At 69.6% G+C, this 22,565-nt stretch carries 22 protein-coding genes; 6 read left to right on the forward strand and 16 right to left on the reverse strand.

Going from position 1 to position 22,565, the window contains the following annotated elements:
- Positions 1–98: 98 nt before the first annotated feature.
- Positions 99–1,580, forward strand: coding sequence for an amino acid permease (locus BLU84_RS12420; protein WP_074867265.1), 1,482 nt, complete (start codon positions 99–101; stop codon positions 1,578–1,580).
- A 246-nt stretch (positions 1,581–1,826) separates the two neighbouring features.
- Positions 1,827–3,257, forward strand: coding sequence for an amino acid permease (locus BLU84_RS12425; RefSeq protein WP_074867267.1), 1,431 nt, complete (start codon positions 1,827–1,829; stop codon positions 3,255–3,257).
- Here the strand turns inward: BLU84_RS12425 and BLU84_RS28635 are convergent.
- The gene (locus BLU84_RS28635) at positions 3,224–3,559 is read right to left on the reverse strand and encodes a DUF6053 domain-containing protein (RefSeq protein WP_425479366.1); all 336 of its coding nucleotides are present in this window, start codon (positions 3,557–3,559) and stop codon (positions 3,224–3,226) included. The genes BLU84_RS12425 and BLU84_RS28635 overlap by 34 nt on opposite strands.
- On the opposite strand from BLU84_RS28635, the gene BLU84_RS12430 reads away from it, so the two are divergent.
- The 3 genes from BLU84_RS12430 to mtnC all read left to right on the forward strand — a co-directional run bounded on the left by BLU84_RS12430 (position 3,518) and on the right by mtnC (position 5,547).
- Positions 3,518–4,156: a methylthioribulose 1-phosphate dehydratase gene (locus BLU84_RS12430; RefSeq protein ID WP_074867269.1), complete on the forward strand. Its 639-nt coding sequence runs from the start codon at positions 3,518–3,520 to the stop codon at positions 4,154–4,156. The genes BLU84_RS28635 and BLU84_RS12430 overlap by 42 nt on opposite strands.
- Entirely contained in the window at positions 4,153–4,710 is a 558-nt protein-coding gene (locus BLU84_RS12435; protein ID WP_074867271.1) for a 1,2-dihydroxy-3-keto-5-methylthiopentene dioxygenase, read from the forward strand. Before BLU84_RS12430 ends, BLU84_RS12435 begins: the two co-directional genes overlap by 4 nt.
- A 141-nt stretch (positions 4,711–4,851) precedes the next feature.
- Complete coding sequence (gene mtnC / locus BLU84_RS12440; RefSeq protein ID WP_074867273.1) at positions 4,852–5,547, forward strand: acireductone synthase; 696 nt, start codon at positions 4,852–4,854, stop codon at positions 5,545–5,547.
- A 303-nt stretch (positions 5,548–5,850) separates the two neighbouring features.
- On the opposite strand, the gene BLU84_RS12445 is transcribed toward mtnC, so the two are convergent.
- The 13 genes from BLU84_RS12445 to BLU84_RS12505 all read right to left on the reverse strand — a co-directional run bounded on the left by BLU84_RS12445 (position 5,851) and on the right by BLU84_RS12505 (position 17,164).
- Positions 5,851–6,063 (reverse strand): hypothetical protein, encoded by a 213-nt coding sequence (locus BLU84_RS12445; RefSeq protein ID WP_074867275.1) that lies wholly within the window; start codon positions 6,061–6,063, stop codon positions 5,851–5,853.
- Between the two features lie 6 nt (positions 6,064–6,069).
- Entirely contained in the window at positions 6,070–6,522 is a 453-nt protein-coding gene (locus BLU84_RS12450) for a type II 3-dehydroquinate dehydratase (RefSeq protein ID WP_074867277.1), read from the reverse strand.
- 323 nt (positions 6,523–6,845) lie between these two features.
- Entirely contained in the window at positions 6,846–7,439 is a 594-nt protein-coding gene (locus tag BLU84_RS12455; protein ID WP_074867279.1) for a YdeI/OmpD-associated family protein, read from the reverse strand.
- Entirely contained in the window at positions 7,436–9,103 is a 1,668-nt protein-coding gene (locus BLU84_RS12460; protein WP_074867281.1) for a calcineurin-like phosphoesterase C-terminal domain-containing protein, read from the reverse strand. Before BLU84_RS12460 ends, BLU84_RS12455 begins: the two co-directional genes overlap by 4 nt.
- A 262-nt stretch (positions 9,104–9,365) precedes the next feature.
- Positions 9,366–10,022, reverse strand: a complete 657-nt coding sequence (gene hisIE, locus BLU84_RS12465) for a bifunctional phosphoribosyl-AMP cyclohydrolase/phosphoribosyl-ATP diphosphatase HisIE (protein ID WP_074867283.1) — start codon at positions 10,020–10,022, stop codon at positions 9,366–9,368.
- A complete protein-coding gene (gene hisF / locus BLU84_RS12470; RefSeq protein ID WP_074867285.1) occupies positions 10,022–10,831 on the reverse strand; it encodes an imidazole glycerol phosphate synthase subunit HisF in 810 nt (269 codons plus the stop codon). The genes hisIE and hisF overlap by 1 nt, the downstream gene beginning before the upstream one ends.
- A gap of 5 nt (positions 10,832–10,836) precedes the next feature.
- Positions 10,837–11,586, reverse strand: a complete 750-nt coding sequence (gene hisA, locus BLU84_RS12475; protein ID WP_074867287.1) for a 1-(5-phosphoribosyl)-5-[(5-phosphoribosylamino)methylideneamino]imidazole-4-carboxamide isomerase — start codon at positions 11,584–11,586, stop codon at positions 10,837–10,839.
- 2 nt (positions 11,587–11,588) lie between these two features.
- Positions 11,589–12,197 carry an imidazole glycerol phosphate synthase subunit HisH gene (gene hisH, locus BLU84_RS12480; protein WP_074867289.1) on the reverse strand — a complete coding sequence of 203 codons (609 nt, stop codon included), beginning with the start codon at positions 12,195–12,197 and terminating at the stop codon, positions 11,589–11,591.
- Positions 12,197–13,333: a bifunctional histidinol-phosphatase/imidazoleglycerol-phosphate dehydratase HisB gene (gene hisB / locus BLU84_RS12485; protein WP_074867291.1), complete on the reverse strand. Its 1,137-nt coding sequence runs from the start codon at positions 13,331–13,333 to the stop codon at positions 12,197–12,199. Before hisB ends, hisH begins: the two co-directional genes overlap by 1 nt.
- Positions 13,330–14,439, reverse strand: coding sequence for a histidinol-phosphate transaminase (gene hisC, locus BLU84_RS12490; protein ID WP_074867293.1), 1,110 nt, complete (start codon positions 14,437–14,439; stop codon positions 13,330–13,332). Before hisC ends, hisB begins: the two co-directional genes overlap by 4 nt.
- A gap of 68 nt (positions 14,440–14,507) precedes the next feature.
- Complete coding sequence (gene hisD / locus BLU84_RS12495; RefSeq protein WP_074867894.1) at positions 14,508–15,833, reverse strand: histidinol dehydrogenase; 1,326 nt, start codon at positions 15,831–15,833, stop codon at positions 14,508–14,510.
- A gap of 14 nt (positions 15,834–15,847) precedes the next feature.
- A complete protein-coding gene (hisG, locus tag BLU84_RS12500; protein WP_074867295.1) occupies positions 15,848–16,762 on the reverse strand; it encodes an ATP phosphoribosyltransferase in 915 nt (304 codons plus the stop codon).
- An 84-nt stretch (positions 16,763–16,846) separates the two neighbouring features.
- Positions 16,847–17,164, reverse strand: a complete 318-nt coding sequence (locus tag BLU84_RS12505) for a YerC/YecD family TrpR-related protein (protein WP_074867297.1) — start codon at positions 17,162–17,164, stop codon at positions 16,847–16,849.
- Between the two features lie 357 nt (positions 17,165–17,521).
- Here BLU84_RS12505 and BLU84_RS12510 point away from each other — a divergent pair, with 357 nt between their 5' ends.
- Positions 17,522–19,372, forward strand: coding sequence for a sensor domain-containing diguanylate cyclase (locus BLU84_RS12510; RefSeq protein WP_083382532.1), 1,851 nt, complete (start codon positions 17,522–17,524; stop codon positions 19,370–19,372).
- A 16-nt stretch (positions 19,373–19,388) separates the two neighbouring features.
- On the opposite strand, the gene BLU84_RS12515 is transcribed toward BLU84_RS12510, so the two are convergent.
- Positions 19,389–19,937, reverse strand: coding sequence for a prolyl hydroxylase family protein (locus BLU84_RS12515; RefSeq protein WP_074867301.1), 549 nt, complete (start codon positions 19,935–19,937; stop codon positions 19,389–19,391).
- Positions 19,938–20,415: 478 nt separating this feature from the next.
- Positions 20,416–22,314: an HAL/PAL/TAL family ammonia-lyase gene (locus tag BLU84_RS12520; RefSeq protein WP_425479367.1), complete on the reverse strand. Its 1,899-nt coding sequence runs from the start codon at positions 22,312–22,314 to the stop codon at positions 20,416–20,418.
- Positions 22,315–22,565 lie beyond the last annotated feature (251 nt).

The following is a 22,565-nucleotide window of genomic DNA, read 5'->3' on the forward strand; positions in this document are numbered from 1 at the left end:
CCTGAGTTAAGGTGGCCCGCCGCCCCGTACCGGGGTCGGTCACGTCGTCGCCAGAACGACGGGCACAGATCACTTCTTACGAGAGAGAGGGGAGTTCGATGTCGAGAGGCCTGTTCATCACCAAGCCGGTGGCACCCGCCGGCCATGTGGACGCCGGCGAGCCCGTAGAGGGCAGCCTCCAAGGCGAGGCAACGCTGAAACGGTCTCTGACCGCGACCCAATTGGTGATGCTGGGCATCGGCGCGGTCATCGGCGCCGGCATCTTCGTCCTGTCCGGCCACGCCGCGGCCGAACACGCCGGCCCGGCGATCGTGCTGAGCTTCGTCATCGCCGGCTTCGCCTGCGCCCTGGCCGGCCTGTGCTACGCCGAGTTCTCGGCGATGCTGCCGGTGTCGGGCAGCGCCTACTCCTATTCCTATGCCACGCTCGGCGAGTTCGTCGCCTGGTTCATCGGCTGGAACCTGGTGCTGGAATACCTGTTCGCCGCGTCCACCGTCGCGGTGGGCTGGTCGGGCTACCTCAACAGCCTGCTGACCAGCTTCGGCGTCGGCCTGCCCGCGTCGCTGTCGACCGCGCCGCTCAACATGGTCGACGGCGCCTTCGTCTACACCGGCGGCCTGGTCAATCTGCCGGCGGTGGCGATCGTCGCCGCGCTCAGCGGCCTGTGCTACGTCGGCATCACCCAGTCGGCCTTCATCAATACGATCATCGTGGCGATCAAGGTCGTGGTCATCACCTTGTTCGTCGCGTTCGCCGCCAAGTACGTCAACCCGGACAACTGGGTGCCGTTCATTCCGGAAAGCCAGGGCCCCGGCAAGTACGGCATCGACGGCGTGATCCGCGGCGCCTCGGTGGTGTTCTTCGCCTACATCGGCTTCGACGCGGTCTCCACCGCCGCCGGCGAGGCCAAGAATCCGCAGCGCGACATGCCCATCGGTATCCTCGGCTCGCTGGTGATCTGCACCGTCATCTACATCATCGTCTCCGGCGTGCTGACCGGCCTGCTGCCGTACCACATGCTGAGCACGCCCAAGCCGGTGGCGACCGCGCTGGAAGCCTATCCGGCGCTGGGCTGGCTCAAGCTGCTGGTCGAAGTCGGCGCCATCGCCGGCCTGAGCTCGGTGATCCTGGTCATGCTGATGGGCCAGCCGCGCATCTTCTATTCGATGGCCAAGGACGGGCTGCTGCCGCAGTTCTTCGCCAAGGTGCATCCGAAGTTCCAGACCCCGTACGTGGGCACGATCGTCGTCGGCGTGTTCGCCTGCATCCTGGCCGGCCTGCTGCCGATCGGCCTGCTCGGCGAGCTGGTGTCGATGGGCACCCTGCTGGCGTTCGCCACGGTCTGCGTCGGCGTGCTGATCCTGCGCAACACCCGCCCCGACCTGCCGCGTCCGTTCCGCGTGCCGCTGGCGGTCGTGGTCTGCCCGCTCGGCGCGGTGGCCTGTCTGTACCTGTTCTGGAAGCCGTTCTCCGAGCATTGGCACCTGATGACCGGCTGGACCGCGATCGGCATGCTGATCTACTTCGGCTACGGCTACCACAACAGCAAGCTGCGCAAGGCGGCGGGCGGCAAGGCCTGAATCCGGCGCATCCATGATTCGAGGCCGGCGGGATAACCCGCCGGCCTTTTTCCTTTTACAGCGGCACGTTTCTATCGCGTCCGGCTCCATCGTCGGAGACTTCGCTTGAAGCCGTCATTCCCGCGAACGCGGGAATCCAGAGACTTCAGAGTCTTGCCTCGGTGAAGCCCTGGATTCCCGCGCTCGCGGGAATGACGACCGAAGGATCGCAGCGCGCGGATAGACGCAACACCAGGACGAACCACCATGCTGGAACAACTCCGGGCGACCAAACACCCGCACGCCGCCCACACCGAGGCCGAAGGGCTGAGCCTGCACCGCACCCTCGGGCCCTGGGGCCTGACCGCGCTGGGCATCGGCGCGGTGATCGGCGGCGGCATCTTCGTCATCACCGGCAAGGCCGCGGCCGAGCACGCCGGCCCGGCGATCATGCTGTCCTTCATCCTCGCCGCGATCTGCTGCACCTTCTGCGCCCTGGCCTACGCCGAGTTCGCGGCGATGGTGCCGGTCTCCGGCAGCGCCTACACCTACACCTACGCCACCCTGGGCGAGCTGGCGGCCTGGTTCATCGGCTGGATGCTGATCCTGGAGTACGGCGTGTCCGCCTCGGCGGTGGCGGTGAGTTGGACCGGCTACTTCCTGAGTTTGTTGCAGCACTTCGACATAACGCTGCCCGCGGCGCTGACGCAGGCGCCGCTGGACGCCAAGCTGCGCCCGACCGGCGCCATCGCCAACATCCCGGCCGCGACCATCGTGCTGCTGCTGACCTGGCTGTGTTATGTGGGCATCCGCAAGTCCTCGGCCATGAACATGGCCATGGTGGTGCTCAAGTCGGGCCTGATCGTGCTGGTGATCGTGGTCGGCTGGAAGTACGTCAACCCGGAGCTGTGGACGCCCTTCATCCCCGAATCGCAGGGCCACGGCAAGTACGGCTGGGAAGGCGTGCTGCGCGGCGCCTCGATGGTGTTCTTCGCCTACATCGGCTTCGAGGCGGTGTCGGTGGCGGCGCAGGAATCGCACAAGCCGCAGAAGGACATGCCGATCGGCATGATGGCCTCGCTGGCGATCTGCACCGTGCTGTACATCGCCATGGCCGCGGTGATGACGGGCCTGGCGCCCTACTACACCCTGGGCACCGACGAGCCGGTGGTGACCGCGATCGCCGCGCACCCGGCGCTGAACTGGCTGCGCGTGGTGGTCGAAGTCGGCGCCCTGGTCGGGCTGTCGTCGGTGGTGCTGGTGATGATCATCGGCCAGCCGCGCATCTTCATGATCATGGCCCGCGACGGCCTGCTGCCGCCGGTGTTCACCAAGATCCATCCCAAGCACCGCACCCCGCACATCAACACCGTCATCACCGGCATCGGCATCGCCCTGCTGGCGGCGCTGTTCCCGCTCGACATCCTCGGCGACATGACCTCGATGGGCACCCTGATCGCGTTCGCCGCGGTCTGCGCCGGCGTGCTGATCCTGCGCCGCACCCAGCCCGACCTGCCGCGGCCGTTCCGGATCCCGTTCGCCTGGCCGATCTGCATCAGCGGCATCCTCAGCTGCCTGGTGCTGCTGTCGACGATGAGCGCGCACAACTGGATGCTGATGGGGGTCTGGACCGGCATCGGTTTCGCGATCTACTTCGCCTACGGCTACCGCCACAGCTTCCTCGCCAAGGGCCGCTGAGCGCAGCGCTCCCCGCGAAGGCCGGCCCCGGGCGCCCCGGGGCCGGCCTTTCGTTTTTCTGGAAAAGCCTTCAGGCCTGGTGTTTCAGCGTTTGTGGGAGAGCCTTCAGGCCCGAGGCTCTCCGGTCGGATCGCGGCGATCTGAGACAAGAGCATCGGGCCTGAAGGCCCTCCCACAAGAGCGCCCTCCGGCTTGCCGCCATAACGCTGCGTTATGGCAAAAACGAGGCAAGCGCCACATCCGGGCGCTAAAATGGGCGCATGAACAGCCCCCTGCCCTACGACCCGCAGCGCCTGGCGCATTGCGCCGGCGAGATCATCGTCAACGTGCGCGAGCTGGCCCAGCGCGGCTGGACCCCGGCCACCAGCAGCAACTTCTCGCGCCGCATCGACGGCCAGCACGTGGCCATCACCGTCTCCGGCCGCGACAAGGGCCGGCTGACCGAAGAGGACATCATGGTCGTGGACCTGGACGGCGCCCCGGTGGCGACCAGCCACCGCCCGTCCGCCGAGACCCTGCTGCACACCCAGCTGTACAAGCGCTACCCCGAGATCGGCTGCGTCCTGCACACCCATTCGCAGACCCAGACCGTGGCCTCGCGCCTGTACTCCGGCCAGGGCCACGTGCACCTGGAAGGCTACGAGCTGCTCAAGGCCTTCGCCGGCACCACCACCCACGACACCGAGCTGGACCTGCCGGTCTATCCCAACACCCAGGACATGCCGACCCTGGCCGCCCAGGTCGACGCCACCCTCGACCAGCAGGCGATGTGGGGCTATCTGATCGACGGCCACGGCCTGTACGCCTGGGGCCGCGACATGGCCGAGGCCCGCCGCCACCTGGAGGCCTTCGAATTCCTGCTGGGTTGCGAACTCGAACTGCGGAGACTGCGCCGATGAGCCGCTTGCGTATTTTTCCCCAAGACCAGCCCGACAGCCCGGCGCTGAGCACCAGCGACCAAGCCGAGATCGCGCGCGAGCTGGCCAAGATCGGCGTCGGCTTCGAACAGTGGCAGGCGGCGCAGCCGGTCAAGCCGGGCGACACGCCCGAGACGATCATGGCCGCCTACCGCGCCGACATCGAGCGCATCACGGTCGAGCGCGGCTTCAAGACCGTCGACGTGGTCAGCATCGCCCCGGACAACCCGCAGCGCGAAGCCATGCGCAGCAAGTTCCTCGACGAGCACTACCACAAGGAAGACGAAGTGCGTTTCTTCGTCGCCGGCTCGGGCCTGTTCACCCTGCACGTCGAACCCAACGTGTACGAGATCAAGTGCGAACAAGGCGACCTGATCTCGGTGCCCGACAGCACCCTGCACTGGTTCGACATGGGCCCGGAGCCCAGCTTCGTCGCGATCCGCTTCTTCACCGAGCCGGACGGCTGGGTCGGTTACTTCACCGGGACCGACATCGCCCAGCAGTTTCCGCGCTACGAGCGCGGCCAAGCGGGCTGAAAGCAGGAGATGGCGAACAGGAGATAGGAGATAGCGAAAGCCATCGCCTCGCCGTATTCGCCTTCGCTTCGCCTCCCGCTTTTCTCTATCTCCTATCTCCCATCTCCTATCTCCCATCTCCTACCGGCCATCTCCTAGCCCATGCCTATCCGCGCCATCCTCACCGACATCGAAGGCACCACCAGCAGCATTTCCTTCGTCAAGGACGTCCTGTTCCCGTATGCGCGGCGCGCCCTGCCCGGCTTCGTCGCCGCGCGAGGCAAGGAGCCGAACGTGCGCAAGTGGCTCGACGTGGTGGCGGTGGAGAACGGCGGCGCCTGCCAGGATTCGGTGATCGTCGAGGTGCTGCAGGGCTGGATCGACGAAGACCGCAAGCACACCGCGCTCAAGGCGCTGCAGGGCATGATCTGGGCCGACGGCTACAAGAGCGCGGACTTCACCTCGCACATGTACCCGGACGCCGCGCCGGCACTGCAGCGCTGGAAGGACGCCGGCCTGCGCCTGTACGTGTACTCCTCCGGCAGCGTGCCGGCGCAGCGGCTGCTGTTCGGCCACAGCGACGCGGGCGACCTTACCGACCTGTTCTCCGGCTTCTTCGACACCGAAGTGGGCGGCAAGCGCGAGGCGGCGAGCTATCAGCGCATCCGCGAGAGCATCGGCCTGCCGGGCGAAGAGATCGCGTTCCTGTCCGACGTGGTCGAAGAACTCGACGCCGCGCGCGAAGCCGGCCTGGGCACGGTGCTGGTGGACCGGCGCGAAGACTACCCGCAACCGCGCGAAGGCGAAGCCACTCACGGCCACGTGCGGGTGGTTTCGTTCGACCAGATCGAGACCTGATCGCCACCACATGGGCTACCTGTAGGAGCGGCGCAAGCCGCGACCACGAAAAGACAGCTACGCCGCAATCATCGCCGCGCGCGAAACCCGCAATCCGTGCAGGTTGAGCCTTTCGCAGGCCTCCGCAAGCTTCGTCGCAAACGCAATGTCGCAGTCGCGGCTCGCGCCGCTCCTACAGGTAGCCCATGTAGGAGCGGCGCGAGCCGCGACCACGAAAAGACGACTACGCCGCAACGATCATCGCGCCCGCATTCCGCGTTCGCCGCGCTTTGAACGGCCCGCTCCCGCAGCGAATCCGCGCGGCTACAACAACCGGCTCAGATTCCTGACCCGCACCTCATCGCGCTCCACACCGTGCTCGCGCGCGGCCTGGCGACGAATGCGGTCGAGCAATTCGGCCGGATCGAAACGGCCCGGTTCGCCGGGCGCGTAATCGAGCGTGGTCTGGCCCCAGACGATGAACCGGCCGCCGACCAGGATCTCGTAGTCGGCGAAGTAGCAGTAATGCGCGTCCATGGCCGCTCAGGTGCCGACGTGGATGTCGTTGCCGCTCTCCGCACAGCCCAGGTGCTCCAGCGCGATCGACAGCGCCAGGGTGTAGCTCTGCGCCGAGTAGCCGTGGACCAGGCGCAGGCGGCGGCCGCAGTCCGGCGCCAGGCTCGGCTCCAGCGCGTTCATGTGATCGTCGTGGACTTCGATGTACGGCACCGGCAGCTGTTGCAGCGCGCCGCGCAGTTCCGCGCTGGCCGGCAGGCAGGCGCCCGGGTCGAGCAGCAGCAGTTCGGCGTTGGCCGCGCGCATGCCGCGCAGGCATTCCACCAGCTCGCTCTCGCTGCGGCAGCTGCGCAGCGTCAGCGCCTTGCCGGCGCCGGCGGCGCGTTCGACCAGGGTGGCGCGCACTTCGCCGGCCAGCGGCGGGACCATCGAATCGACGGCCGCATCGGTGTTCGGGCCGCGCAGGATCAGGATCGACACGTTATCACTCGCTGCGCACTCGGAGCGGTGCGCCATGGATGCCACTGTAGGAACCGCGGGCATAAAGGCGCTATGCAGCGCGCGCGGCGGGCCGTAAAACCTGCGTCAATTCTGGCGACGCCCGCGCCGTATGGACGGCGGTGCGATTGCTCCGTGTGGGAGCGGCGCGAGCCGCGACCGCGCCAATGGAGCGACGACGCGATTGACGATCGCGCGCGCGTGTTTGCAGCCGTGAGCCGTGGCCGCTCGCCTGCAACGAGGTTGCGACGCAGTTGAAGTTTCGCGGTCGCGGCTCGCGCCGCTCCTACAGGAGGCAGCCGGAGCTAGCGATGGATCTTTTCGCCGCGCGCGAGCATGTCGATCAGCTTGGCGATGCGCGCGGCGCGGGTGTCGGGCTTCTTCGCGGTGTGCACGCGCCACAGCACGGCGTAGCGGTTGGCACCATCCAAAGTGTCGAAGAAACGGCGCGCTTTGGCCGATTGTGCCAGCGCGGCGGCCAGGTCTTCGGGCATTTCGATGGTCTTGGCCGAAGCGTAGGCGGCCGCCCAGCGTCCGTCGGCCTTGGCCGCGTCGATCTCGCGCTGGCCGCCGGCGCGCATGCGCCCCTGCGCGATCAGCGCCTCGCATTTGCCGATGTTGATCTGCGACCACAGGCTGCGCGCGCGCCGCGGTACGAAGCGCTGCAGGAAATAGGTCTCGTCCAGGCTGCGCTTCTGCCCGTCGATCCAGCCGTGGCACAAGGCCACCTCCAACGCCTGCGCGTAGTTCAAGGTGACCACGCCCGTGCCCTTCTTGGCGATCTTCAGCCACAGCCCGGCCTTGGCCGGCGGCGAAGTAAGCCAATGTTCGAACTCGGCCGCGTCGGCGAACGCGATCGCCGGCAGGTCGTCGGCCGGGCCGATGGGCTTGGCGGTCATGGCGCGGCCTCGATCAGGCGATAAGAAGTGCCCAGGCGCTGTTCGCCCTGCCAGGGGTCGAACGCGCGCACCTCGATGGCATGCTCGCCGGCGGCCAGGTCGGTCGGCAATCCGGCGTTCCACAGATGCGGCGTGGGCGTGGCGGGCGCGGCGCGGTCGAAGCCGCGCAACTGCGCGGAAGCGTCGTCGCGCGCGTTCTCGCCCAGCAGCGCCGGATCGGGCTGCTCGACCCGGCGCATCGGCTTCCACGCGCCGCCGTCGATGCGGTACTCCACGCGGCTGTCGTCGCGGCCCATGAACACGTTGGCGTAGACGCCTCGGACCGGATACGAATCCTTGCGCAGCGCCTTGGGCGCATACAGCCGCAGATACTCGTTGGCGACCGCCGCCGCGCCGAGCGCGTGCCCGGCCGACGGCGCCGGATGCCAGCTCAGCGCGTAACCGGCATCGCCGCGCACGCGCAGGCGCGCGTAGCCGTTGGGCGTGCCGTCGCTCATGGTCGAATCGGGCAGGCCCTGCGCGTCCTTGATCCCGGACCAGAACGCGCCGCAGGCCGCGCCGACGTTGTACTCGTGCAGCGGCGCCGCGCCGCGCCAGCCGCTGTCGCCGCTGTGATAGACGTGGCGCTGGGCGTGGCTGTGCCCGCTCAGCACCAGCACGTGCGGGAACTCGCGCAGCAACCCGAACAGGCGCTCGCGGTCGGCATGGCGAAAGGTCTCGCGCCCGGGCGCGGCGTCGAACAGCGGGATGTGCATCGCCAGCACCAGCAGCCGGCGCTTGTCGGCGCGGGCCAGATAGGCCTGGAGGAAATCGAACTGCTCCGGCCGCAGCCCGCCGATGTACTCGGGTTTGGAACCGGGCAGGTAGATCACGTCGTCGAGCACGACGAAGTTGGCCTGCGCCTCTTCCCAGGCGTAAGTGTCGGGGCCGTAGACGTGGCGGTAGCTCAGCAGCGAGTCTTCGTCGCTGCGGGCGTCGAAGTCGAGATCGTGATTGCCCGGCGCGTGCAGCCACGGTACGCCCAGGCTCGCGGTGACCGCGTTGATCTGCGGATACAGCGACAGATCGTCGTGGACGATATCGCCCAGGCTCAGGCCCAGATCGGCCAGCGGCGCGCGGCCTTTGCGCTGCGCCAGCAAGGGCTCGACGATGTCGCGGCGGTAGTAGCCGATTTCGGTAGCGTTGCGGGTCTGCGGATCGGCGAACACCAGTACGTCGAGGTCGCCGCTACGCGCGGCGCGCTTGTCGGGGATCAACGCGTAATCGCGGCAGCCCGGCGCGGCCTGCGGCATCCCGCCGTATTTCAGCGGCGGCGGCGCGCTGGGGTTCACGTTGAGCCAGTAATCCGGCAGGCCGCTGTCGGCGCGCGCCGCCAGCCGATAGCCGGCCGGCTTGATCAGGAACTGGCTGCTGCGCTCGCCGGGCGGCAGCGCGTAGCGGCCCTGCGCATCGGTCAGCACGATGCTGCGGCCGTCGGACACGCGCTGCCCGGCCAGCCCGGGCTCGCCCGGATCGCGCCGGCCGTTGCCGTTGCGATCCTCGAACACCGTGCCGCCGGCGCACGGCGGCGCGGAACCGGCCGGCGCCGCGGGCGCGGCGGCCAGCGCGACGGTGGGCATCGCAGTGAGCAGGGACAGGGCGAGCAGGCTGGCGCGCAGGCGCATGGAACGGTCTCCGGAACGAAGCCGGCATTATGCGGCGGGTCCAGGCGGGGCGGCTGGGCGGGGGTGGCGCAATCAGGCCGGTGGGTGTCCGCGATTGGGCGGGCGGCGCGGGGTTGCGGGGTTTCGTCGCAGGTGCGGTGTCGCGGTCGCGGCTTGCGCCGCTCCTACAGGGGCTTCGGCTGCGGCATGGGCTCCTGTAGGAGCGGCGCGAGCCGCGACCGCGACATCGCGACTACGACGAAACCCGCTTCAACGCGGCAGGTTACTCGGCGGGTTTGAATCCGCGATGCGGCTGGCCGTGACGCTGCTGCAGCACCGCCACCGCATCGGCCAGCGACAGGCCGCGGGCGCGCAGCAGCACTTGCAGATGGAACAGCAGGTCGGCGGCTTCGCCGGCCAGCGCGGAATCGTCTTCGGCCACCGCGGCCAGCGCGGTTTCCACGCCCTCTTCGCCGACCTTCTGCGCGATCGAACGCAGCCCGCGCTCGAACAGGCCGGTGGTGTAACTGCCGGCCGGGCGCTCGCGTTCGCGCTGGGCGATCAGCGCGTCGAGTTCGCCGAGGAACGCCAGCGCGTCGCCTGGCGCATGGGGAAAACAGCTGTCGCGGCCGAGATGGCAGGTCGGCCCGTGCGGCAGCGCGCGCACCAGCAAGGTGTCGCGGTCGCAGTCGGTTTCGATCGAGACCAGGTCGAGGAAGTGCCCCGAGCTTTCGCCCTTGGTCCACTGCCGCTGCTTGCTGCGGCTGAAGAAGGTGACGTGGCCGCTGTCGAGCGTGGCCCGCAGCGCGGCGCGGTCCATGTAGCCGAGCATCAGCACGCGCAGGCTGGCCGCGTCCTGCACCACCGCCGGCAGCAGGCCGTCCTGCTTGTCCCAGGCCAGCGCGTCGATCTCCTGCGGGCTCAGCGTGGCGGCGGCCATCAGTTCAACTCCCGCACCGGCACGCCCTGCGCGCTCAGCGCGCGCTTGAGTTCGGGAATGCGCACGCTGCCGGAATGGAACACGCTCGCCGCCAGCGCCGCATCGACGTCGGCGCGCAGGAACACTTCGCCGAAATGCTCGATCGCGCCGGCGCCGCCGGAGGCGATCAGCGGCACCGCGCAGATCGCCCGCACCGCGGCCAGCTGCTCGATGTCGTAACCGCTGCGCACGCCGTCGCTGCCCATGCAGTTGAGCACGATCTCGCCGGCGCCCAGGCGCTGCGCCTCGACCACCCAGTCCAGGGTGCGCTTGGGCAAGGCCTGGGTGCGCGAGGGGTCGCCGGTGTACTGGCGCACCCGCCACTGGCCGTCGGCGTCGCGCAGACTGTCGACGCCGACCACCACGCACTGCACGCCGAATTCCGCCGCGATCTCGCTTATCAAATCCGGCCGTTCCAGCGCCGGCGTGTTGATCGAGATCTTGTCGGCGCCGGCGTTGAGCACGCCGCGCGCGTCGGCGACGCTGCGGATGCCGCCGGCGACGCAGAACGGGATGTCGATCGCGCGCGACACCCGCTCGACCCAGTCGCGGTCGACGCTGCGCCCCTGCGGGCTGGCGGTGATGTCGTAGAACACCAGCTCGTCGGCGCCTTCGTCGCGATAGCGCAGCGCCAGCGCGACGATATCGCCCATGTCGACGTGATCGCGGAAGCGCACGCCCTTGACCACGCGCCCGTCGCGCACGTCGAGGCAGGGCACGATGCGGCGGCTGAGCGTGGTCGTCGGCAAGGGCGTGGCGTTCTCGGGCATAAGGGTCAGCAGCGGCGTACTTGCTTCAAGGCATCGGTGAGTTGGAAGCGGCCTTCGATCAGGGCCTTGCCGAGCACCGCGCCGGAACAGCCGATGCTGTCGGCGGCGACGATGTCGGCGATGTCGCGGATGCCGCCGGAGGCCTGCAGCTGCACGTCCGGGGCGATTTCGCGGATGTGCTTGTACAGATCCAGGTTGGGCCCGGCCATGGTGCCGTCGCGCGAGACGTCGGTGCACAGCAGGTGGCGCAGGCCGGCGGCGGCGTAGCGCTCCAGCAGCGGTTCCAGGCGCACGCCGCTGTCCTGGGTCCAGCCGGCCACCGGCAGTTCCCATTCGCCGGACTCGTTCTGGCGCACGTCCAGGGCGATGGTGATGCGTTCGGAACCGAAGCGCTTGAGCCAGCCGATCACCGTGTCCGGATCCTTGACCGCGAGCGAGCCGACCACGACCCGGTCGGCGCCGGCGTCGAGGATGGCTTCCACATCGGCCTCGCTGCGCACGCCGCCGCCGGTCTGCACGCGCATCCAGCTGGAGGTGGTGATCGCGCGCAGCAGCGGCGCCAGGGTGTAGCCGCCGTAGCGCGCGGCGTCCAGGTCGATCAGGTGCAGCCACTTGGCGCCTGCTTCGGCGTAGCGCGTGGCCAGCGCCAGCGGTTCGGTTTCGTAGCGGGTTTCCTGGGCGTAGTCGCCCTGGTGCAGGCGCACGACGCGCCCGTCGCGAACGTCGATCGCGGGGTAGAGGGTGCTGTTGCCCATGTTCATGCCTCCAACGCCAGGAAATTGGCGAGCAGGCGCGAACCGACCGCGGCGGAACGCTCGGGGTGGAATTGGGCGCCGAAGCAGCGGCCGCGCCCGGCGACCGCGGTGAAGCGGGCGCCGTAGCCCGCGCTGGCCAAGGTGTCGGCGGTGACGGGGGCGGCGTAGCTGTGCACGAAATAGGCTTGATCGCGCTCGCCGATACCGGCCAGCAAGCGTTCGCCTAAGGCCGATTCATGCTTCTGAAGGAGATTCCATCCCATATGCGGCACTCGTACTCCTGGTCCGGTGGGCAGCCTGGTGATACGGCCCGGAAGGAGTCCGAGGCATTCGACCTCGCCCTCCTCCGAGGACTCGTACAACAGCTGCATGCCCAGGCAGATCCCGAGCAGCGGCTGCTGCAAGCGGCGGATCGTGGCGACCAGGTCGAGTTCGCGCAGTCGGGCCATCGCGGGGGCGGCGGCGCCCACGCCCGGCAGAATCACGCGATCGGCTGAGGCGATCATCGCGGGGTCCGCGGTCAACATCGACCGCGCACCCAGCCGCTCCAATGCATAACGCACCGAGCCGATGTTCCCCCCACCCGAATCGATGACAGCTACAACCGTCATCACAGAACTCCCTTGGTACTCGGGAGTTCGCGCCCTTGACGGGCGATGGCCTGCCGCAGCGCGCGTGCGACGACCTTGAAACAAGCCTCTATTTTGTGGTGATCGTTATCACCTTCCACGTTCAGATTCAGGTTCAGCCCGGCGGTTTCGCACAACGAACGGAAGAAATGCGGCAGCAGCTCGGTCGGGAAATCGCCGACCTTCTCGCGCGCGAAGCCGCCGCCGAAGACGAAGTACGGACGCCCGGAAAAATCCAGCGCCGCGCGCGCCAGGGTCTCGTCCATCGGCAGCACGAACTCGTGCGCGGCCGGCGCGGCGACGTCGTCGCCCTGCCCCGCGCGCGGCTCGAAGCCGTAGCGGCCGATGCCGCGCTTGTCGCCGAGCGCTTCGCGCAGCGCCTGGCCCAGCGCCAGCGCGCTGTCTTCGATGGTGTGGTGCTCATCGATGTGCAGGTCGCCCTGGCAGCTCAGCTCCAGGGCGAAACCGCCGTGCTTGCCGAGCTGTTCGAGCATGTGGTCGAAGAAGCCCAGGCCGGTGGCGACCTGCGGCTCGGCCGCGCGGTCCAGGTCGACGCGCACCTGGATCCGGGTTTCCTTGGTGTTGCGCTGCACGCTGGCGGTGCGCGGGCGCTCGGCCAGCACGTGGGCGATGCCGGCCCAGTCCCACTCGCCGCCGAACTCGCGGGTCCGCAGCTGGAACGCGCGGATGCCCAGATTGGCGGCGAAGCCGTTGTCGGTCTCACGATCGCCGACCATCGCCGAGCGCTCCCAATCGATGCCGCGGTCCTTCAGCAGCGGCAGCGCCAGGCCGATGCCGGGCTTGCGCGTCGGCAGGTTCTCGGCCGGGAAACTGGTGTCGATGAGCACGTCGCGGAACACGATGCCCTGGCTTTCGAACACCTGCATCATCAGCTCGTGCGGGCCGTCGAAGGACCAGCGCGGGAACGACTCGGTGCCCAGCCCGTCCTGGTTGGTGACCATGACGAATTCGTAGCCGGCGTCGCGCAGCTTCAGCATCGCCGGGATCGCCCCGCGCACGAAGCGCAGCTTGGCGTAGCTGTCGATCTGGAAATCCGCCGGCTCCTCGATCAGGGTGCCGTCGCGGTCGACGAACAGGATCGGCTTGAGCGCGCTCATGCGGCCACCCCACTGCGGCGCAGCGCGCGGCCCAGCACTTCGATCACTGCCGAGTTCTGCTCCGGCGTGCCCACGCTGATGCGCAGCGCATCGCCCAGGCCCGGCGCGTGGCGGAAGTCGCGCACCACCACGCCGGCGTCGAGCAAGGCATCGAGCGCGGCCTGGGCGTCGTCGAAACGCGCCAGCAGGAAATTGGCCTGCGAGGGATAGACCCGGCGCACGCCGGGCAGCGCGCGCAACGCCTGGAACAAACGTTCGCGCTCGCTCATCGCGGTGGCCACGCGCGCCTTGGTGGTATTGCCCGGCACTTCGCCGAGCGCGCGCAAGGCCAGGTTCACGCACGGCGTGGGCAACGGGTACGGCGCCTGGCAGCGCTGCAGCGCAGCGACGACCTGGGCGTCGGCGATCACGCTGCCGATGCGCGCGGCCGCCAGCGCATGCGCCTTCGACAATGTGCGCAGCACCGCGACGTTGCGGCGCCGCGCCAGCAAGGTGGTCGCGGAGTCGCCGTCGGCGAATTCGAGGTAGGCCTCGTCGACCACGACCAGGGCGCGGCCGCTCAAGCGCTGGGCCAGCGCGTCGATCGCCGCCAGCGGCTGCAAGGTGCCGGAGGGATTGCCCGGCGAGCACACGAACACCAACTTGGCGCCCTCGCGCTCGGCCACCTCGGCCAGCGCGTCGAAATCGCAGGAAAAGCCGTCGGCGCCGTCGCGCAGCGGAGTTTCGACCACGCGCACGCCGTGCAGGCGCGCGCTGACCGCGTACATGCCGAAGGTCGGCGGCGCGATCGCGATGGCGTCGCCGCCGGGGCGGCAGAACGCGCGCACCAGCAGGTCGATGCCCTCGTCGCTGCCGCGTCCGGCCAGCAACTGCTCAGGTGCGCAGCCGTACAGCCGCGCCAGCGCCGCGCGCAGCGCCGCCGGCTGCGGGTCGGGATAGCGGCGCACCGCGCCGTCGCAATCGGCCACGCTCGGCCAGGCCGCCTCGTTGGCGTTGAGCCAGACCCGGCCGCTGCGGGTGTCGCTGCGCGCCGACTTGTAGCCGGCGAAATCGCGCAGGTCGTCGCGCAGCAGGTCGAGGGGATTGTCGTCGCGGGTCTGGGACATGGCGGGGAGGACCGGATCAGTTCTGCTTGGAAGGTGCAATCGCCCGGCGTGCGGCCGGGCGGACTCGCTCAGGCGCGGCGCGCCTGCGCCGGCGCGTCGGCCAGCGCGGCCAAGCGCAGCGCCACCGCCTCGCGGTGCGCGTCCAGGCCCTCGGCATCGGCCAGGATCACCGCGCAGGGGCCGATTTCCAGCAGCCCGCGCGGCTGCACTTCCTGCACGGTGATCGCGACCTGGAAGCTGGACACGTTGAGCCCGCCGGCATAACGCGCCGCGCCGCTGGTCGGCAGGACGTGGTTGGTGCCGCTGCAATAATCGCCGAGCGCTTCCGGCGCCCAGTCGCCGAGGAACACCGAACCGGCGGCCTCGACCTTGGCCAGCCACGCGCGTGCGTCGCGCAGGGCCAGGATCAGGTGCTCGGGCGCGTAGCGGTTGCTGACCTGCATCGCGGTGGCGATCGAATCGACCTGGATCGAGCGCGACTTGGACAACGCGGCGCGCGCGGTGTCGGCGCGCGACAGCCGCGCCAGTTGGCGTTCGAGTTCGCTATCGACCGCGTCGAGCAGGGCTGCGTCGTCGCTGAGCAGGATCACTTGCGAGTCGGCCCCGTGCTCGGCCTGCGACAGCAGATCGGCGGCGACGAAATCGGCGCGCGCGCCGGCGTCGGCGATCACCAGCACCTCCGACGGCCCGGCCGGCATGTCGATCGCCGCGCCGCCTTCCAGCAGCGCGACCTGGCGCTTGGCCTCGGTGACATAGGCGTTGCCCGGCCCGAACAACTTGTCGCACTTGCCGATGGTTGCGGTGCCGAAGGCCATCGCCGCGATCGCCTGGGCGCCGCCGACCTTGTAGACCGTGCCGATGCCGCAGCGCCGGGCCGCGCACAGCACCGCCGGATCGGCGCTGCCGTCCTTGCGCGGCGGCGTGCACAGCACCACTTCGCGGCAGCCGGCCAGACGCGCCGGCACGCCCAGCATCAGCGCGGTCGACGGCAGCGGCGCCGAGCCGGCCGGCACGTACAAGCCGACCCGCGGGATCGGCCGTAGGATCCGTTCGCAGCGCACGCCCTCGGCAGTGTCGAGCGCATAGCCGGGCATCATGCCGGCGGCGTGGAAGCGTTCGATCCGGCGCGCGGCTTCGTCGATGGCGTTGCGCAGCGGCGCGCTTACCGCGGCCTCGGCAGCAGCGAATTCGGCTTGGGAGACGGCGAAGGCCTCGGGCGCGGCGCCGTCGAAGCGTTCGCCGAAGCGGCGCAGCGCGGCGTCGCCGTCGGCGCGCACTTCGGCCAGGATCGCGGCGACCGCATCGGCGGTGGTCTGACGGGTTTCCTGCGCCGGCCGGCGCAGCGCCTGCGCGCGCTGCCCGGCGTCGAGGGCGCTCCATTCGTAGCGTTGCATGGCGGCCCGGGCGTTCATGCCAGCATGCCCTCCACCGGCAGCACCATCAGCCCGCGCGCGCCGGCGCGCTTGAGTTCTTCCAGCCGCTGCCAGGTCACTGCGCCGTGGCACAGCGCCTGCAGGGCGACATCGTCGCCGTCGTCCAGACGCATCACCGTGGGCTGCTCGGCATCGGGCAGCAGCGGCAGCAGTTCGGCCAGCAGATCGCGCGGCGCCTGGAACATCAGCAGCTTGCTGTTGCGCACGCGCAGCGCGCCGTCGAGGCGGCGCAGCAGCAGGTCGGCCAGTTCGCCGCGCACGTCGTCGAATTTGTCGACCGGGCCGGCCAGCACCGCCTCGCTTTCGACCAGGGTCTGCACCGCCTTGAGCTGGTTGGCCGACAGCGTGGCGCCGCTGGAGACCAGGTCGCAGATCGCCTCGGCCTGGCCCAGACGCGGGGCGATTTCGACCGAACCCGACAGCAGCACCACCTGCGCATCGATGCCCTGCTGCGCCAACCACTGCGACAACAGCGCCGGGTAGCTGGTGGCGATGCGCTTGCCGGACAGATCCTGCGGCCCCTGCCACTGCCACGCGTCGGGCACGGCGATGGACAGGCGGCAGCCGCCGAAACCCAGCGCGCGCCATTCGCGGAACGCCGGCGCGCGGCCGTTGCCGCGGCGGTCGCCGTCCTGTTCCAGCAGCACGTTGCGGCCGACCACGCCGAGGTCGCAGACGCCGTCGGCGATCAGGCCGGGGATGTCGTCGTCGCGCACCAGCAGCAGGTCCACCGGCAGGGTTTCGCCGTAGCAGAACAAACGGTCGCGACTTTCGCGCCAGCTCAGGCCGCAGGCGGCGAGCAGCGAGCGCGCCGGATCGGCGAGGCGGCCGGACTTTTGGATCGCGATGCGCAGGCGGTCGCGTGCGGCGGCACTGGCGGGAGGGCTCATGGACTCGGTCTCGGGAGAAGGCGTGGGCGGGCGGCGGTGCGGGCCAGGGCCGGCGGCAGCGCCGGCGGCGGACGGAACGGGCCGTCAGCGATGTCGCAGGCCGCGCCGATGCAGGGCCGCGGCATAGCCGCCGGCGCCGCGCTCGAGCACCCGCGCGACGCGGCCGATGGTGGTCACGCTGACCTGGGTGCGGTCGTGGATTTCGCGATAAGGCACGCCCTCTTCCAGCAGCGGCACGACCCGCCAGCGGTCGCTCATCGCCTCCAGCTCGGCCGGCGTGCACAGGTCTTCGAGAAACGCGCGCACCTGCTCGGGCGAGCGCAGCGCGGACAAGGTCGCGGCGAGTTCGGCCAGAGAGTCTTCGGCGTAGGCTTCGACGGTGGTGGCGGTGCGGCGTTTCATGGAGGAGGGCTGGACGGCTGAAGGAAAGGATGGATGAACGGGGAAGCGAATCTGGACCCGGCGGGGCGAGGCTCATCGGACCGCCCAACCATGGCGAGCGATCCAGCGGGCCGGCGTCTCGCCGGACACCCCTGGACGCATCTACCTGTACGAGAGAGCGAACTAATGCATTAATGTGATAACGCGTTAATACATTAGCTCGCGAAACCGCCGTCCGTCAACCCGGCCTGCATGGCCCGGGATTTGCGTTAAGACTCCAGGCACGCGTCGCGCGCCGTCCACCGGCGCCGCCGCCCCTCCCTCACCGGCGCGACGGCCTGCGCCGGCAGGCCCAAGGAAGGTTCCGGTCCAAGGAAGATGAATACGACTCCCGCCCGCTCCGCGCGCCCGTCGCCGTTGTTCCGGCTGTGGCTGCTGCTCTGCCTGTTGCTGTCGGGCGGGGTTCCGGCCGCCGCGGCGCAGAGCCTGCTCGACCTCGACCGGCACAGCGCCGAGGTCGCACTGGCCCCGTTCACCGGCTACTACCACGACCCCGGCGGCCGCCTCGACTTGCCCGGCGCCGAACGCGCACGGGTCGAAGGGCGCTTTCGCCTGCTGCCGGGCGGCAACAGCTCGTTCGGCTTCCAGCGCGGCGCCTACTGGTTCCACTTCGCCGCGCGCAACGCCGACGCCGACACGCCGCGCTGGCTGCTGGTGCAGGGCTTCGCCCTGAGCGACCGCATCGACGTCTACACCCACAGCGACGACGGCGGCGTCCGCCACCAGCGCGGCGGCGACAACCTGCCGTTCGACTCGCGCGCGATCCGCTACCGCCATCCGAACTTCTGGATCGACCTGCCGGTCGGCCAGCGCGTGGACGTGTACGTGCGAGTGCAGAGCCAAAGCTCGATGCAGGTGCCGCTGACCCTGTACACGCCCAGCGCCTTCACCGAACAATCGCGCGACGCGCAACTGGGCATCGGCATCTACTACGGCATCCTGCTGGCGCTGTTCTTCTACAACCTGGTGCTGTGGCTGAGCCTGCGCGATTCGAGCTACTTCTGGTATCTGTTCCACATCTGCGCGTTCGGCCTGGTGCTGCTGACCTTGAACGGCCTGGGGTTCGAATACCTATGGCCGGACTCGCCGTGGCTGGCCGACCACTCGGTGCCGCTGTCGATCTGCCTGGCCCAGGTCGGCATGCAGCAATTCGCGCGCGAATTCCTCGGCCTGTCGCAACGCTGGCGCTTGGGCGACTACGTCGGCCGGGGCATGATCGCCTTCTTCGTGCTGCTGGGGCTGATCGCGACCCAGGCGCCTTATCGCATCGTCACCCCGATCGCCTCGGCCGCGGTGTTCGTCAGCATCGGCTGGATCGCGGTGGCGAGCGTGGCGGCGCTGCGCCGCGGCTACAAGCCGGCGCGGCTGTTCCTGCTGGCGTGGTCGGCGTTCCTGCTCGGCACCGGCATGTTCGCGGCGATCGCCTTCGACCTGCTGCCGAAGGTGTTCATCACCGAATACGGCGTGCAGATCGGCTCGGCCCTGGAAATGCTGCTGTTGTCGGTGGCGCTGGGCTACCGCTACGCCTCGCTGCGCAACGAGAACGAACGGATCGTGCGCGAGGCCAAGGAACAGCTCGAACAGAAAGTCGAGCAGCGCACCGGCGAGCTGCGCACCGCGCTGGCGCAGTTGGAAAAAGCCCACGACCGCCTGCGCGAAACCGCCCAGCGCGACGGCCTGACCGGGCTGCACAACCGCAGCCATTTCCGCGAGGCGTTCGAATCCTTGCTGCACCGCGCGCGCCGGCAGCGGCGGCCGCTGGCGCTGATGATGATCGACCTGGACCACTTCAAGCAGATCAACGACCACCACGGCCACCTGGTCGGCGACGAATGCCTGCGCTGGGCGGCCGGGCTGATTTCGCAGACGCTGGCGCCGCACCACGCGCTGCTGGCGCGCTTCGGCGGCGAGGAGTTCGTCGCCGTGCTGCCCGATCACGACCTGGAAGCGGGCTCGCGCGTGGCCGAAACCCTGCGCTTGCGCCTGCGCGCCCAACCCTGCCCCAGCCGCAGCCACGACATCCCGGTCACCGCCAGCATCGGCGTGCACGAGATCGCGCCGGATTCGGACCTCGGCGTCGAAGCGGCGCTGCAATTCGCCGACCAGGCGCTGTACCTGGCCAAGGCCGGCGGGCGCGATTGCGTGCGGATGTGGGGCGCGGCGGCCTAAACGCGCCGCATTCGGCTCACGCCGGCGGCGCGTACATCACATCCGAGCGCAGCGCGTACTTCACGCCCTGCTCCACCGCCGAGCCTTCGTGCCAGGTGTCGTGCACGAACAGCAACGCGTCGCCGACGCGCGGCTCGACCCGGAACCCACGGAACGCGGTGTCGCCGCCGACGAAGCCGTCGTTGAGGTAGACCAGCAAGGTCAGCTTGCTCGACCGGCCGTCCTCGCTCCAGGGGCCGTCCTTGTGCATGCGGAAGCGCTGGCCCGGGCCGTATTTGTAGAAGCGCAATGCGCGCGGCAGCCCGGCGGGGATTTCGTTGTCGAGCGCCGGCAGATCGGCGGCGCGCAGGCGTTGCCACAGCGTGTCGACCCAGTGCGGCGATTCGAACACCACGCGCTTGTTGTTGCGCACGTGGGCCATCGATTTCTGGCCGCCGTCGGCGGTGCGCACGCCGGCGGGTTCGAAGCCGTGGGCTTCGGCCTGCGCGATCAAGGCCTCGCATTCGGCCGGGGTCAGCAGGCCGGCCAGGGTGAAGACGGTTGCGCTGTGATGGATGACCTGCATGGCGGCTGTCCGTGGCCTGGGGTGTTGTAGAACGATAGCGCCGATCGGCGGGGTACGGGCGTTGCGCCGGTCTGGACGAGGCTTGGCGGAACCGGTTGTGCGGCCGCGATCGGGTCGAGAATCGCGTCGCAGTTGTTATGTCGCGGTCGCGGCTCGCGCCGCTCCTACAGTCTGGAACGAAACCGGCCGGAGCCCCTGTAGGAGCGGCGCGAGCCGCGACTGCGCTATCGCAGCGACGTCGAAACCCGCGTCGTAGTTGTATTGTCGCGGTCGCGGCTCGCGCCGCTCCTACAGTCTGAAACGAAACCGGCCGCAGACCCTGTAGGAGCGGCGCGAGCCGCGACTGCGCTATCGCAGCGACGTCGAAACCCGCGTCGCAGTTGCATTGTCGCGGTCGCGGCTTGCGCCGCTCCTACAAGGGGAAACGCGGCTTGCGCGGCGAATGCGGCCCCTCCCAGGCGGGAGGGGCCGCACCGGATCAGTCCTGCAGACCCGCGCGCACCGCCGACAGCACGCTGCCGTCGCGCACCAGTTGCACCGCGGTCGCGACTTCGCCGTCGAGCGCGCGGTCGTGGTCGAGGAAGGCGATCGACTCGCGCAGCTTGGCGTGGGCGATGGCCACCGCGCGGCCCGGGCGGAACTCTTCGGCCGCCGACAACTCGGCGCGCAAGCCTTCGACTTCTGCCAGGAACCCGGCGTGATCGTCCGTGCCGGCGACCGGGCCGCCGGCGACCTTCGCCGCCAGGGTCGCGGCGTCGGCGCGGTCGGCCAGGTCGCGCGCGGCGTTGATCATGTCGCGGCGCAGGTCCAGCGCCTGGGCGGCGGTGTACAGCTCCAGCGCCAGCACCTTGCCCAGATCGTCGGCCATCGCCAGCACATGGCGCGCTTCGTTCGCGCCCATCGAGACGTGGTCTTCGGCGTTGGCGCTGGTCGGGATCGAATAGACCGAAGCCGGATGCGCGCGGCTGGCCAGGTCGTTGACGATGGCCGCGGCGGTGTACTGCACGATCATGTGGCCCGACTCGGTGGCGTCTTCGTTGCCGATCAGGAAGCCCGGCAGGCCGTCGTTGGTCGCCGGGTCCACCAGCTTGTTGAGGCGGCGCTCGGAAATGCTCGCCAGCACCGGGATCGCGGCCTTGACGTAGCTCATCGCCAGCGCCAGCGGCATGCCGTGGAAATGGCCGGCGGAGATCACCTGCTGTTCGACGTGCTCGGCCTGCGCGTCGGGGAACACGATCGGGTTGTCGGTCAGCGAGTTGAGTTCGATCTCCAGCACCCGCGCAGCCTGGGCGATGGCGTCGCGCACCGCGCCGTGCACCTGCGGGATGCAGCGCAGCGAATAGCTGTCCTGCGGCTGGTGCTTCTTGCCGCCGCGGAACGGACGGAAGCGGGTGTAGAACTTCTCGCGACCGTGGCGCTGGCTGAAAGGCACCCAGTCCCAACCGATGTCGAAGCTCAGCTGCTGCGCGGCTTCGGTGTCCCAGCTCTGCGGCAGCCACGGACGGAAGCGCGGCACTAGGTGGTAGGGAATATCGGCCAGGGTCGAACCGTCGAGCAAGCTGCGCAGGTTCTCGGCCACCTTGACCTGACCCGGATGCGGACGCAGCGCATGCACTTCCGGCGCGAACGCGCCCAGGCGCCCGGCGAAGGCGTCGATGGTCATCGCCGCGGCGAGGTCGGCGGTGTCGAGCAGGTCTTCCAGCTTGCTCAGCGCCAGCACTCCGCAGGCCAGCATCTGCGCGGTGCCGTTGTTGAGTGCCAGGCCTTCCTTGTACGACAGCTTCACCGGCTCCAGACCGGCGCGCGCCAGCGCCTGCGCGCCCGGCAGGCGCTCGCCTTCGAAGAAGGCTTCGCCGCCGCCGAGCAGGACGATGGCCAGATGCGAGAGCGGCGCGAGGTCGCCGCTGGCGCCGACCGAACCCAGTTGCGGCACCACCGGCACGATCCCGGCGTTGAGCATCTGAGTCAGCGCCTGCAAGGTCTGCACGCGGATGCCGGAGTGGCCGCGCATCAGCGTGTTGATGCGGATGCACAGCATCGCGCGCACGATCTCCGGCGCGAACGGCTCGCCCACGCACACTGCGTGGGTGACGATCAGATTGCGCTGCAGCTCTTCGTGCAGGGTTTCGGGCGAGCGCTTGGCGCCCGGCAGTTGGTCGCGCAGGTGGTGGGCGCCGAGCAGGCGGTCGGCGTTGCTGCCGAAGCCGGTGGACACGCCGTAGATGGGCTCTTCGCGGCGCACCTGTTCGGCCAGGAAATCGGCCGCGCGCGTCACGGCCGGCAGTTGCTCGGCGGATAGTTCGACCTGGGCGCCGTAAGCCACGGCGACGAGCTGGGACCGCGTCAGCGAGCGGCCGTCGAGTCGGATCTTGTTCAAAGCTGGGGTTCTCCGCATCGCACCCTGGCGATCATCTGCGCGGCGCCGGCGGATCGGCGGCGCGCATACTCGGGAGTCGGTGCGTCAGACAAAAGGAAACCGCGGCGGGTGAAGGCCGCGGCGTGGGTGTCGGCTCGCGCCGATGCTGCTGCCGGCGCCGGGCGATGCCGGCGCGGCGAATGACAGGATGGACGATGGCGGCGATGCGCGCGGCAACCCGCGGCACCGCGCGCGCACGCCGCGGGCCGTGC

Origin of the sequence: Lysobacter enzymogenes (assembly GCF_900106525.1) — a bacterium.
Classification (GTDB): Bacteria; Pseudomonadota; Gammaproteobacteria; order Xanthomonadales; family Xanthomonadaceae; genus Lysobacter; species Lysobacter enzymogenes.